The following is a 13,217-nucleotide window of genomic DNA, read 5'->3' on the forward strand; positions in this document are numbered from 1 at the left end:
TCACGTCTCCCTTCTTCTCGGATCAATCCAAACGGATCCCAGATCTACCAGTAAATTACAAAATACGAATAACACCGCCATGATCAGCACATAGGCCTGAATCATCGGAAAATCCCGATTGAAAATTGCTGTCACACAGAGCCGGCCGATTCCCGGCCAAGCAAAGATGTTTTCAATCACGACGGTCCCGGCAATCAGCTTGGGAATCGACATCCCCAGGGCTGTTAAGGAGGTTTGCAGGGAATTTTTAAAGACATGTTTCATTATCGTCTGTTCCTTTAAACCCCGTACCCGACCATAAAGCACATAATTCTCCCGCTTGTTCTGAATCATGTTGTTCCGAATCAACCGGACATAGGTGGCAATATATCCCAGTGACAAGGTCACCGCCGGTAGAATCACCGAAGCCGGAGACGTCATCCCACTGGTCGGCAGCCATTTAAGCTTCACGGCAAAAAGCCACATCAGCAGAATGCCCGCCCAGAAGCCCGGAATCGCCGTTCCCACAAAAACAATCCCCCGCATCGTTTTATCCGTGATGCTATTCTCTTTCACAGCACATAACACCCCGGCTGCCACCGAGATAATAACGATGATCAACAGCGAAACACTGGCCAGATAAAGAGTCGGCGGCAATGCCTTGGCGATTTCTTCACCGACTGGTTTGTTATTGGCATAGCTGTTACCAAAATCACCCTGAAGGGCATTGCTAAGCCAAGTCAGATAGCGGGTCATAAAAGGGTCATCGAGTCCTAATTGCTCCCGCATCTGGGCAATATTCTCTGCGGTCGGGGTGACCTCATTGACCCGAATGGCGACTTCGGCCGGATCACTGGGGCTTAAATTAATTAATATAAAGGCAAAAAAGGAGATTCCGATTAAAATCGGAATCATCCACAGGAGCCTTTTGACAATGTAATGCTTCATGGTCTTACTCCCCTTTATTTTTCCAGTTTGTTATTCATAACTACTTGGAAAAGTACATTTTTTCAAATGGTATTTCATATTGAGAATCGTTAAAGGTTACCCCATTTAAACCATCGATGGCCACCGCTTTGGTTTTTGAGTAAGAAATCGGTATATACACATACTGGTCATTAATATAGGTTAGCACCTCTTTGTACATCTCGGCCCGTTTGGTGTCGTCAGCTTCAATCATGATCTTGGTAATGGTTTCATCCAGCCACTGTTTCTTTTCCAGTCCAACCTGAGCCTGATAATCGCCATGGGCGGGAATTCGCCACGATGAAACATAAGATTGGGGATCGTAGGGGGTTCCCCATGACAAAGAATATTGAAGATCAAAGTCGCCGGTTTTCTGACGATCCAGGAAGGCCTGTTTTTCTTCTCCAAGAATATTCATCTTGATGCCAACGGCGGCCAGATCGGCTTGAATCGAGGCGGCAATAGTACCTTCCTGGGCATTTTTGGAATTATAGGAAAGGGTGATTTCACATTTTTGGCCATCTTTTTCGCGAACCCCATCAGTTCCCAGCTTCCAGCCGGCTTCATCTAATAATTGTTTAGCCTTTTCCTGATTATAAGAAATCGTTTTTAAATCAATGTTACAATAGGGGACCTCTTTTGATAACAGCGTATCCGCCTGATCTTCAGATCCGTTTAAAATTCCCTGAATGATATTTTCCTTATTGACCGCATATTCAATCGCTTCCCGAACTTTAATATCTTTGGTAATCGGTGAATTACTATTGATGAGAATCGCTCTGGACGCTATCGGTTCACTGATATAGGTTTTGTAGGCGCCTTCATCTTCCAGTTTTTTATACGAATCCAGATCAACCTGATCACCATCTGCTCCGAAGAGTAAATCTACTTCGCCGTTCTGAAGGGCTAATAAAATTGTCTGAGGATCTGGCATGACCTTCCAGTTAACGGTTTTTATCTTCGTTTTTTCGCCCCAATAATTTTCATTCTGGGTAAAGGTAGCGTACTGGTTATCAACATGCTCGGATAAAACCCAGGGACCGGTGCCAATATAACCACTCACGCCTTCTTCGGTGGTGCCATTAACAAAACAATTGGGTGAAATGAATCGGAACGGCCGGGTCAGACCCAACTCCACCAGGGTGGGGTAATAGGGTTGCTTTAATACCAATTTGTAAGTGTGCTCATCGACTACCACATTTTCCTTGATCTCATTGACCATATCCAGCCAGGCATGCCGTTCCAGATTTCCGACGATGGCATCCATATTCAGTTTGACTGCCTCGGCATTAAAGGCCGCACCATCCGTAAAGGTAACTCCTTTTCGCAAATGGAAGGTATATTCCAGTCCATCCGCAGAAATTTCCCAACTTTCCGCCAGTGCCGGCTTCACTTCGCCGTCTTCATTTTTCGTGAGACCTTCAAAAACCATGTTTTGAGCTGACATCTCACCCGAATACAGATGCGGGTTAATGTCCCGGATATCCTTGGTACAGGCATAATTTAATGCTTCTTTAGTGGAAACATCAGAGTTTGCCGAGGTGCTGCTACATCCTGCAAAAATACCGGTACACAGCACCGCGGCGACAAGTACCGCTAAACCTTTTTTTAACTTCATTTTCTTTTCTCCTCTAAACTACTTGTTTTATTTGATCAACTTCCAGTTTCATGCCATTGTCTTTTGTAGCAAAGAACCTGAGCTTTATCACAACATTAAAGATTTGTATTTTTGAGGAATTTTTTCCATAAAAAAACCCCACCATCTCAGAAAAGATAGTGAGGTTGCAAAAAAAGCCTGCTAAAAAAAACACCTCCTCTATCACACGTAGAGATTGAGTAATTAAAGCAGGCAGGTCTTCTGGCTAAAGCGTCAACATTACCTCCTGCCTTCCCATATCATGGTGGCATTCCTGGAGGAACTCTTCTCATACAGCGGCGGGACCGCGTGGGATTTTCACCCATCTTCCCTTTTCACCGACCTGTAATACATTGGATTACTGCCGGCACCTGTTTTATTAATATTCAATTTAATTATAAGCCGGTGTTTTAATAAAAAATAATCAAAACACTAAAAAACAGAAACAATCACTTGTCTTTCATTGTTTCTGTTTGTCATTTTAACACGTTTAATCTGCTTTCGCAATCTTTTTAAACCGATATGATATTCTTTTTAAGAATACCTTTATATGCCAGAGAAGTTTACCTATAAGATTGACTCAATGAGTTTTTTAGTATAATCCTGTTGAGGATTTATGATAATCTCATCCGGCGTTCCTTCTTCCACCACATGACCATGATGCATCACCAGAACCCGATCACAGACTTCCTGGACCAGGGCCAGGTCATGACAGATCATGAGTTGTGACATTCCCAACTCTTTTTTTAATTGCGTCAGCAGTTTCATAATTTGGGCTTGAACCGTCACATCAAGGGCGCTGGTTGCTTCGTCACAGATCAGTAGTTGGGGTTTGATGGCAATGGCTCTGGCAATGGAAGCCCGCTGACATTCCCCGCCACTGACCTGATGGGGATAGCGGTCGGCAAATTCAGGGCCTAATTCACAGATGTTGAGATATTTAATGGCTCTCACCCGGGCTTCCTCACGACTGATCCCTTGATTGATCATACTCTCCATGATGCCATCTCCCAGTTTAATCCGGGGATTAAAAGAATCCACTGGCATCTGAAAAACCATTTGAATGTCCCGATAGACCTCCCGCTGGGCTTTCCCGCTCAGACCAATAATGTCTTTTCCACCCAGTCGAATTTCGCCTTTATCAGCCGCTTCCAGACCGGTAATCATTTTTGCCACGGTGCTTTTCCCGCTACCGCTTTCCCCAACCAGAGCCAGACATTCCCCTTTGCAAAGATGAAAGCTGACATCATCAACTGCATGAATGCTTATTTTTCCCTTATGATAGGTTTTACTTAAGTTGCTAACTGCTAAAAGCTCACTCATCTTTCACCTTCTCCGAATTCTTGGGACGGCCTGAATCAACGCTCTGGTGTATGCCTCCTGGGGATCATCGATGACATCCCGGGTATCTCCATACTCCACCAGACGACCTTGACACATCACCGCTACCTTATCGGCCATGTAAGAAACCACCCCAATATTATGCGTGACAATGGCAATTCCGGTTCCAAATTCATCCCGTAGCGCCATCATCTCTTTGACAACCTGAGCCTGAACCGTCACATCCAGAGCCGAGGTGGGCTCATCGGCAAAGAGCAGATCGGGCTCCAGAATCATCGCCATCACAATCCCCACCCGCTGATTCATACCGCCCGATAACTCAAAGGGATAACTGTTTAAAATACGCTCACTATCTTTGAGATTAATCTTGTTAAACAGGGTATCCGCCCGCCTCCTCACCTCTTGACGGTCCTTAAAACCATGTTGTTCCATGGTTTCATAAAGCTGCTCACCGATCGTTCTTATCGGGCACAAGGCACTGCCGCAGTTTTGAAAAATCATGCCCATTTCCGGTCCCCGCATGGTTCTGAGCGCTTCAGCATCGAGGTCAATCACGTTCTGGCCTTTGTAAAAAATGTCGCCACGATTAACCCGGCCGGCGCAGTCCAATAAGCCCATCGTCGCCCTGATCAGGGTGCTTTTTCCGCTTCCCGATTCGCCCACTATCCCCAGAATCTCGCCCTGCTTCATCTTCAGGTTAACACCGGTGACCATCGGCTGTCCGTCATAGGAAATTTCTACATTTTGAAGTTCTAATAATGGTTGCTGCATCGTTTTATCCTTTTGATCGGAATTTTTTTCTCGGAGTTTTTTATGCTCAATTTTTTATGCTCGCATTTTTTATTCAGTGATATCCAAATCGGCGGTAATTTCGTAGTAATCGGATGGGTGGGCAGTAAAACCAGTCACTCCTTTTTTCATAACGAAGGACATTTTTAAATGCGATGCATAAATATAGGCGTTATCATTTAAAATCTGTTGTGCAATTCGAGTGGCTAAATCACTGCGTTTTTCGACCTCAAATTCATTTCGCAGCTCAGCAACCAGGGTTTCAACCGTATCATTATGGTAATGGCCGCGGTTGTAATCAGAATTGTCAACAACATGGGTGGTGAAATAGTATTGTGGGTCTCCGGTTGGTGCGGTTACAAAGGCATTGGCAAAAACATCATAGTCACCGGCTTTTAAGAAATCCTTATAGCTGTCAGTCGCATTGACTAAAACGTCGATTCCGACTTGCTTATAGGTTGCCTGAACCGATTCTGCCAGTAGCGGCAATTCCTGTCGGGAGGTATAGGTCAGCCATTTAATCGAAAGTTTCTGACCATCCTTTTCCCGGATACCATCGCCATCGGAATCAACCCAGCCAGCTGCATCCAGAACTTTCTTGGCCCCTTCGATATCATAGCTGGCGTCCTTAACTGCATCACCACCAAAGGTGAAGTTAGCTGGGAATGGCCCAACCGCCGGTGTTCCGTTTCCATATAGTAACACTGAAGTAAAGCCATCTTTATCGATACTCATGGCCATCGCTTGACGAACAGCATCATCCTTAATCACGGCTGAATTATAATTCAAAGCCGCCTGGTAAACTCTTGAAGTATTGGTTGAGCTAATGGTATAGTCATCGTTATTCTGAAACAATTCCAGGCTGGCATAAGGCAGACCCTGCGCCGCATCAATTTCGCCGCTTTGAAGAGCCATCGTCAGGGTATCGCCATCGGTGATACTCTTGACATTGACAGTACCAACCTTTGGTTTTCCACCCCAGTAATCCATATTGGCTACCAGATTAATTTCCGTATCGGTGATTGTTTTTGCCACATAGGGACCCGTTCCGACCACGTTTTTATCAGCAGTAACGCCGGCTTCCATATCGATAATACATCCATAAGGGTCACACAGGTAGTTGACCAATGCCGGAGACTTGATTGCAGTTGTGATCGTAATGCTTTGACCATCAGCGCTAATGGATTTGATTTGCAAGTCTTTGGGCGCTCGATCATGAACAGCGATCAGATTATCCAGACAGGCTTTAACCGCTTCGCCTGTCATTTTCTTGCCATTCGAAAAGGTTACATCGTCTCTTAAATTAATTTTTACCGTAACATCGTCCAGCTGCTCAAAATCGGTAGCCAGCCAGGGTTCCAGTTCCATCTTTTCATTGAATTTAAACAGCGTTTCACCGACACCATAACGCAGTGTCGACCAGCCGATATATGATTCATGGGGGTTCATTCCCACATTCGAATTACCCACACTGTAGGCCACCGTTCCGTAATTAAAGACCTTTTCTTCCGCACTTTTGGTGCTGCCGGCGGTTCCACAACCGGACAACATCCCGGCAACCAAAACACCGGTTAACATTAAGGTTAATACCTTGCTCTTCATTTTCATTTTTTCCTCCAATTCAATTTCGCTTTTTTTGATTTGGGATCCATCACATCTCTGAACGTATCCCCCAGTAAGTTAAATAACATTACCGCTATAAAAATAGCACAACCTGGTGCTAGAATTACCCAGGGCGCTGTTTGTAGCATACTCCGCCCGTCACTCATCATTGAACCCCACTCAGCAATCGGCGGCATGGCGCCAAGCCCTAAAAAGGATAAACCAGCCAGCTCCATCATCATGGTGCCAATATCCAGGGTCGCAGTGACCAGAATTGGGCCGGTGATATTTGGTAATATATGTTTAAAGACAATCTTTGTCGGTCGCGAACCACTGAGCTTTGCCGCAGCTATATAGGGCATATTTTTAATGCCTAAAACCTGTCCCCTGGCCAGCCTGGCAAACTTTGGCCAGGAAATACAAGCCAGTGCCACCACCGCATTGATGATCCCACCGCCTAATACGCCGGCCACCGCAATGGCAAAAACCATCCCGGGAAAGGCCAGAAATATATCAGACACCCGCATAATGAAGGAATCCACTTTTCCACCCTTATAGCCACAAAACAACCCCACCAGAGTTCCGACAACCATGACGATGCCAACCAGTAGCAAGGCGGAGTAAATGGTAGTTTGCCCCCCCATAATTACCCGGGATAACATATCCCGGCCATAGCGGTCAGTTCCCAGCAGATGTTTCGAACTCGGAGACTGCAGTGCAATGTTCAGATCCTGTCCATAGGGATCGTAAGGTACAATCTTTGGCGCAAAGGCGGCAATTAGCAAAAGCAGCAGAGTCAAGGTCAGAAAAATATAAAATTTTACCATGGTTCGGTCTTTTTTCTGATGGTGAACACGCTCCGAAGCAGAACGGATAGTTGTTACATCCATGGCTCAGGCCTCCTGTTCCAGTCGAATTCGGGGGTCCAGATAATGATAGAGAATATCGGTTGCCAAATTGATCCCGACATAAATAAGCGCCATCCAAATTACATAAGCCTGAATCATCGGGTAGTCGCGCATCATAATCGAATCCACAGCCAGTTTACCGACCCCATCCCACATGAAAATGGATTCAATAATGGCGGTACCGCCGAGCAGTGACCCGATCGATAGTGCTAACAGCGTAATGATCGTCAGCATCGCGGCTTTCAGCACACTTGCATAAAGTACCACCGGCTCCCTTATCCCTCTTGCCCGGGCCCCCATCACATAGTCTTTGTTTAATTCTTCCAGAACCGTTGTCCGCACCTGCCTAGTATACTTAGAAGACATCGCTATTGCCAGGGTTAGGGTTGGTAAAACAATACTCTTCCAGCCGCCACTTCCCATCACTGGGAACAACTTGATTTTTAGGGCAAAAAAATAAATGAGCAACAGTGAAACAAAAAAACCGGGCAGAGAATTTCCGATAAAACTAAAAAAACGTATCAGATAATCCGTAAATCGATTGTGGCGGACTGCCGACACAATCCCCAAGGGGATGGAAATCAAAACAGTGAGAACAATCGAAGTCAGAGTCAGAAGCATGGTTGCCGGCAGTTTTGACACAAAGGTTTCAAAAACCGGTTTGTTTGAAATATAAGAAACACCCATATTTCCGCTGATTACCCCACCTAACCAGGATGTATATTGAACTATAAAAGGCTGATCCAATCCCAGCTCTTCCCGCTTTTGTGCTTTTATTGCTTCGGAAACCCCGCCGCTGGCATTATCATATAAGGCATCCACCGCATCACCGGCGGCTGTCTGCATCAGGGTAAATGACAGCAAGGTGATCCCCAGAATAATCGGAATCAGCTGCAATAATCGTTTGCCAATATATTTTTTCATTTTTTGTTATACCTTTCTTGCATAGCTCATTCGCTTGTTAATATTTTATCATCAAAAAAATAGCCTTACAACCTCTCCAGGGGGTTCCTCGGCCATTCCAAGTTAGCATCCTTTCGCATTCCCGCCCACTTTTAACTAAAATTATTTTTTCAATTTCTCACTGATAAAGGTGATGAATTGCTGACCCCAATCACTGAGATCTTCGCTTTTCCGTCGCACATAGCCAAACATCACCACATTCTCTTTTTCATAGAGGGGAATTCCATTGAGCTTTTTTTCATCAACCTGATCGGTGATATAGCCACTGCTGATATTGGCCAGATCGGTGGTCTGCAGAAGCTGCTGCATCACACAATCGCTGTTCGTAATAACGACACTTTCCAAAGTGGGCATATCTTTGCCCTGAGAATTGGTTATTCTCCAGTAATTGTTGAGGTCAAATTCATCCTCATAGCACTGAACCAGTTTCAGTTTTTTTAATTCATCTTCAGCAATTTCCTGTTCCCTATAAAGCGGATGCAATTGTCCCAGATAAAGCACCACCTGAGTTTTTTTAAGTTCTACAAATTCCAGGTGGTTTCTGCCCAACGCGTATTGGAAGGCGGTATTCTGATTATGCATGACATAGACAAAACCAAGTTCATCCTGATAACTGGCCACCCGTTTGATGATTTCTTCCACCGAAGCGGAATAGAGTTGAAAATGAAGCCGTTCCACATGAAATTGATTATAAAAATCCGCAAATATTTTTGCCATCCAGGCACTGGGGTTACTGGATATCTGTAGGGTCTCAATCCGATCGACCTGAGAAAATGAGGTTAACATTTCGATATTTTCAATGGCCTTGCAGGCATACTCATAAACATGCTTTCCCCGGGTAGAAAGAAGAATTCCACGGCTTTTTCGCAAAAACAGATCAAAGCCCAAATGGTCTTCCAGTGCTTTAATCGCCTTACTGACGTTAGGTTGAGTGGTGTATAATATCTCTGCGGCTTTACTAAAAGAACCGACGTCGGCACTGACAACAAAATACTTTAATTGCTTTAATTCAACCATATCACAAACCTTTTTAAATCGATTATCTTTCATCTGAACTAAACTTCTCTTTCTGATGGCTGTTTAAATTGATGTCTCGCATCTTTATCTTTTATCCGGCGGAAATCGGTTGTACTTTTATTACCAACCACGGCAAACCGATCTTATCTTTAAGATTTAATTTTACCATAGGTTATCATGGGACCGTCTTTTAAAATACATAAAGAGCTAACCTGATAAAGAACCACTCCGTCAAATCTGGCTACGCAGCTTTCCAGGGTCTTGCCAAAGTAGTCTTTGATTACCCCTAATTCTTCGCCTTTTTTGACCTTCTCCCCGACTTTTTTCCGGGGATACCAACACCCTGTAACACAAGCATTTTCGTAGACGACATCATCTACATCAACCGACTCCGTTGCAACTGCTTTTACTTCTCCGTCAAGGACCGCTAAATACCGCAGTACATTTTTTACATCTGCTTTATACAGCGATACTTCCGCTTCTGACCATCTAGCCTCGCCGCCGCGTTCGATTAAAATACTGGGAATACCGCAGGAACCTGCATAATTGTAGGCACCACCAGTGGTGATAAAGGACTTGACCATATAGGGAACATTGACTTTTTGAGCCATAGCCTTAGATTGTTTCACCACCTCCGGCGCTGCTGCGCCCAGATAATAAACATAAGGGGTCAGCATTTCATATCCATCCCCGGCATGGAGGTCGATGTAAAAATCTGTCTGGCTTAGAAATTCAGTTACCAGAAAGTGACAAATCTTATCACCCACGGTTCCACTGGGATTTCCAGGAAAAAGTCGGTTCAGGTTTTTCCCGTCCTCGGCTACTGCACTCATGGTTCTATTTTCAAACCCGCTGATATTCACCGGATGAATGAGAATCAGACACCCGGTAATCTCATCCTCAATAAGTTCTTCGGCTAATTGGATCGCCGTTTCAATCCCGGTGTATTCGGCATTATGAATTCCCCCGGTTATTAATACGGTTTTCCCCGCTCTTTTTCCATTGATCAGAGTTACCGGAAGTTTGATTACCGTTTCCGGAACCGAAACATAACCGCTCACCTTTTCCCCTGCTTCCGCCACCAGATTTCCAACCTTTATCGTCATATCTTTCTCCTTACTTTTTATCTTTTACCAATTATTTGATAAACCGATCAATTGCTTTATTGAGTTCTTCGATGGCCTGATGGTCACCCTCTTTAACGGCCGTAACAATACAGTTTTCAATATGGTCCTGAAGGATTATTTTCCCGGTATTGTTAATGGCTGCCTTTACTGCCGATAATTGAATCAACACCTCTGAACAATCCCTCCCTGATACCACCATTTTTCGCACCGATTCCAAATGACCGATGGCCTTTGATAAACGGTTTACAATAGCTTTTGAATGGGTATGCGGGTGTTTTTGTTCAAAATGATTCGTCGTTTTCATTTCATGGACATTATCGATTCCATGGCTATGATTCATAACCCCGCTCATGCCTGACTCCTTAAACTTTTAGTTTATCGTGAAACAAAAAAAATCATGACGAAATAAATCGATCTTCTGATCGAATTAAGCCTTCATGACCTCATTAATTATTTTTATATTTTCTCACACTCGATTGTTTCTGTCAATTTAAACATTCGTTGTTTGCTGCTATTTCAAATCGCTTAATTGATCAGCTATTACTTTGTCTCAGATACTCTAACCGATCTAATTAGCACGTTGAGTTCTTCACTGTTTTTTCTTTTGCTATCGAATACCCCTGATTTTTAAAGGCTTGCTCCAGCTCAACAAACTTAAAATGCTGTTTGAGTATCTCATCAATGAGTCTAAAACAACGATCACCAATATCCATCATACCAATAATATAGAGATTTTCTGGTATAAAGTTATTACTTTTTTTTGTTATGTTTTTCTCCATTTTTCGCATCCTGTTCCTTTTTTTAAATAAAAGTAGCAGATCGGCCATATTTTTAGTTAAGTTATCACGATTTATTTCATCGATGATAAAAAAATAATCGTTTCGATGGTCTTCGGAGGCCTTTTTACAAAACCCCATAAACCCGCATTGTTCAATCAATAAATTACTATTTTGATCCTTGTCACTATCGTCGGGATTTTTTTTTAAAACTTTATTCACTTCATCCTGTTCCAGATCAACATACAAAATACGCTCTTCTTCTTTTTCTTTTAATAACACATAAGCCAGTTTTTTAGCCATAAAGCTTTTACACACTGTTCCTCTTAGCATGATACTTTTTTCTTCTTTTAGAACTCTAATTATTTCCTTATATTTTTCCAGATCCAAAAAAGTCTCAGCCAGAAATGTTTCTTCTGAGTATGCTTCGCACTTTCTTTTTGCCATTTCCCGGAGGCCCCAAACCTCGCTGGAAAATGATTTTCGATAAAATAAATCCTCTCCATTAACAAAAGATTTAGAATCACTGCTGAATTTTTGTAATGTAAAACGGATCTCTGCTCGCCAATTTGGGTTTTTCTTCAGATTTTTTATTTTTTTTCTTTTGCGGATTTCTTCCTGAATATAAGATAGATGCGCTTCTCCATTCAATTGTCTTAAAACATCGACAATTTCATCAACATATAAAACTTCTTTCATAAAGCGTTTCTTCCAATAGGGCTCTTTCATAAACCGTTTAATATCCTGAGGTTCATCATAAAAGGTAAACGCAATCAAATCTCGGGTCATCCAATTTTTAGGATTAAGCTTAATTTTCCAGATACTTCTAATAAAGGTAAAGAAGTACCACTCTTTTCGTTCTTCAACCGGGGTCCAGTTGACAGCAAGTCTTTTACCATCATAATAGTTTCTAGTTACAGTGCCAATAGCCTTAATTTCCATCACCGAAACAATTTTTCCATTGGCATCGAAAGGAATCCTTTCTTTTTTATTGTGGGTAGTTTTTAATGCAATGCGATCTCCTGCTTTTATCTCATTGATCAGATTTACGGATTGGTCAGAATAATGATTTTCCCAAAAACCTTCTTTGATAAACGTCAATGTTTGAGCCTTTCTGCTTTTAGGAGATACACTTACGAACCAGCTTGGTCTGTTATCCATCTCTTCTCCTTTGTCATTTTCAGTGTCTCAATCTTAGTTTTTATTAAAAAAGTGAGGTAGAATTCTCTTCGGAGAATAACTACCTCACTGGCTTATTATTTTATGGTTGATTGATTAAAAAATCCACGATTCTATTTTTCAGCAGAAATCATAAACATCGGGGTGGATGCATAATTGACTTGCTCCTCTTTATCCCAGACCAACTCGCCAATTCCCTGCTCAACCATCACCTTTTTAAAACCGGTATTAATCAGCACTGCCGCGTCCCATTGGGGTCTCATGGTTCGGCTCAGTGGCAGATTTTTGGCAATTTCTTCCATCGCAGTAGTATCTGTACGAACATAGTGATCATTGACCCCTTCTACCTCTGAATTAACGCGATCTTTAAAATACGCCTCTCTTTTTTCTTCATCATAAAGATGTAAATACCAATTGGCGTCAAAGTTTAACATTTTCCCACCAGGAGCCAGTACCCGGTGCCACTCACGATAGGCATCATCCGGCCGTTCCAGGTTCCAGGTCAGGTTTCGGGTTATAATCAGATCAAAACAACTGTCTTCAAAATTTAATTGATGGGCATCCATCTGCATAAACTTAATCTGGTTCCGGTAATTTTGGGCATTGCGTTTTGCCTTATGGAGCATCGCATCCGTATAGTCCACCGCCGTCACATCGTAGCCGCAGGAGGCCATGGTAATGGCAAAAAAGCCCGGGCCGGTGCCGATATCCAAAACCCGCAACTTTCGGCCAATCACGGCTGGCTTATGACGATTAATCAACTCTTTCCAAACATCCATTTTATAACTATTGAGCTCCGCTACATTAACCTCGGAATAACCTTCTGAGCGTTTATCCCAATAATTCTCCACTTTTTCAAGAATATTTTCCATCATTTGTCTCTCCTTTTCGCACCTAAAAAAATAAAAAAAGCCACAAAGAAATAAGCCGATCT

The 13,217-nt window shown here is 43.0% G+C and carries 12 protein-coding genes and 1 riboswitch; all 12 genes read right to left on the minus strand.

Annotated elements, in window-relative coordinates; all coding sequences use genetic code 11:
• The gene (opp1B, locus tag U2P91_RS10500; protein WP_111888532.1) at nt 1-927 is read right to left on the minus strand and encodes a nickel/cobalt ABC transporter permease; all 927 of its coding nucleotides are present in this window, start codon (nt 925-927) and stop codon (nt 1-3) included.
• Nucleotides 928-967: 40 nt separating this feature from the next.
• The gene (gene nikA / locus U2P91_RS10505; protein ID WP_111888533.1) at nt 968-2,563 is read right to left on the minus strand and encodes a nickel ABC transporter substrate-binding protein; all 1,596 of its coding nucleotides are present in this window, start codon (nt 2,561-2,563) and stop codon (nt 968-970) included.
• A gap of 212 nt (nt 2,564-2,775) precedes the next feature.
• A riboswitch (cobalamin riboswitch) is annotated at nt 2,776-2,971 on the minus strand.
• A gap of 177 nt (nt 2,972-3,148) precedes the next feature.
• A complete protein-coding gene (locus U2P91_RS10510) occupies nt 3,149-3,904 on the minus strand; it encodes an ABC transporter ATP-binding protein (RefSeq protein WP_322519601.1) in 756 nt (251 codons plus the stop codon).
• A 3-nt stretch (nt 3,905-3,907) separates the two neighbouring features.
• Entirely contained in the window at nt 3,908-4,693 is a 786-nt protein-coding gene (locus tag U2P91_RS10515) for an ABC transporter ATP-binding protein (protein WP_111888535.1), read from the minus strand.
• 69 nt (nt 4,694-4,762) lie between these two features.
• The gene (locus U2P91_RS10520) at nt 4,763-6,319 is read right to left on the minus strand and encodes an ABC transporter substrate-binding protein (protein WP_111888536.1); all 1,557 of its coding nucleotides are present in this window, start codon (nt 6,317-6,319) and stop codon (nt 4,763-4,765) included.
• Complete coding sequence (nikC, locus tag U2P91_RS10525) at nt 6,316-7,203, minus strand: nickel transporter permease (protein ID WP_111888537.1); 888 nt, start codon at nt 7,201-7,203, stop codon at nt 6,316-6,318. The genes U2P91_RS10520 and nikC overlap by 4 nt, the downstream gene beginning before the upstream one ends.
• A gap of 3 nt (nt 7,204-7,206) precedes the next feature.
• Nucleotides 7,207-8,145, minus strand: a complete 939-nt coding sequence (nikB, locus tag U2P91_RS10530) for a nickel ABC transporter permease (RefSeq protein ID WP_111888538.1) — start codon at nt 8,143-8,145, stop codon at nt 7,207-7,209.
• 141 nt (nt 8,146-8,286) lie between these two features.
• On the minus strand, nt 8,287-9,234 hold the full coding sequence (locus tag U2P91_RS10535) for a LysR family transcriptional regulator (protein ID WP_111888539.1): 948 nt from the start codon (nt 9,232-9,234) through the stop codon (nt 8,287-8,289).
• 116 nt (nt 9,235-9,350) lie between these two features.
• Nucleotides 9,351-10,307, minus strand: a complete 957-nt coding sequence (locus tag U2P91_RS10540; protein ID WP_111888540.1) for a M14 family metallopeptidase — start codon at nt 10,305-10,307, stop codon at nt 9,351-9,353.
• Between the two features lie 31 nt (nt 10,308-10,338).
• Entirely contained in the window at nt 10,339-10,632 is a 294-nt protein-coding gene (locus U2P91_RS10545; protein WP_242988709.1) for a metal-sensing transcriptional repressor, read from the minus strand.
• Nucleotides 10,633-10,900: 268 nt separating this feature from the next.
• Nucleotides 10,901-12,265 (minus strand): hypothetical protein, encoded by a 1,365-nt coding sequence (locus U2P91_RS10550; protein ID WP_111888541.1) that lies wholly within the window; start codon nt 12,263-12,265, stop codon nt 10,901-10,903.
• Nucleotides 12,266-12,396: 131 nt separating this feature from the next.
• Nucleotides 12,397-13,158 carry a class I SAM-dependent methyltransferase gene (locus U2P91_RS10555; protein ID WP_322519602.1) on the minus strand — a complete coding sequence of 254 codons (762 nt, stop codon included), beginning with the start codon at nt 13,156-13,158 and terminating at the stop codon, nt 12,397-12,399.
• Nucleotides 13,159-13,217 lie beyond the last annotated feature (59 nt).

This window comes from Acetobacterium sp. K1/6 (assembly GCF_034438075.1).
Classification (GTDB): Bacteria; Bacillota; Clostridia; order Eubacteriales; family Eubacteriaceae; genus Acetobacterium; species Acetobacterium carbinolicum.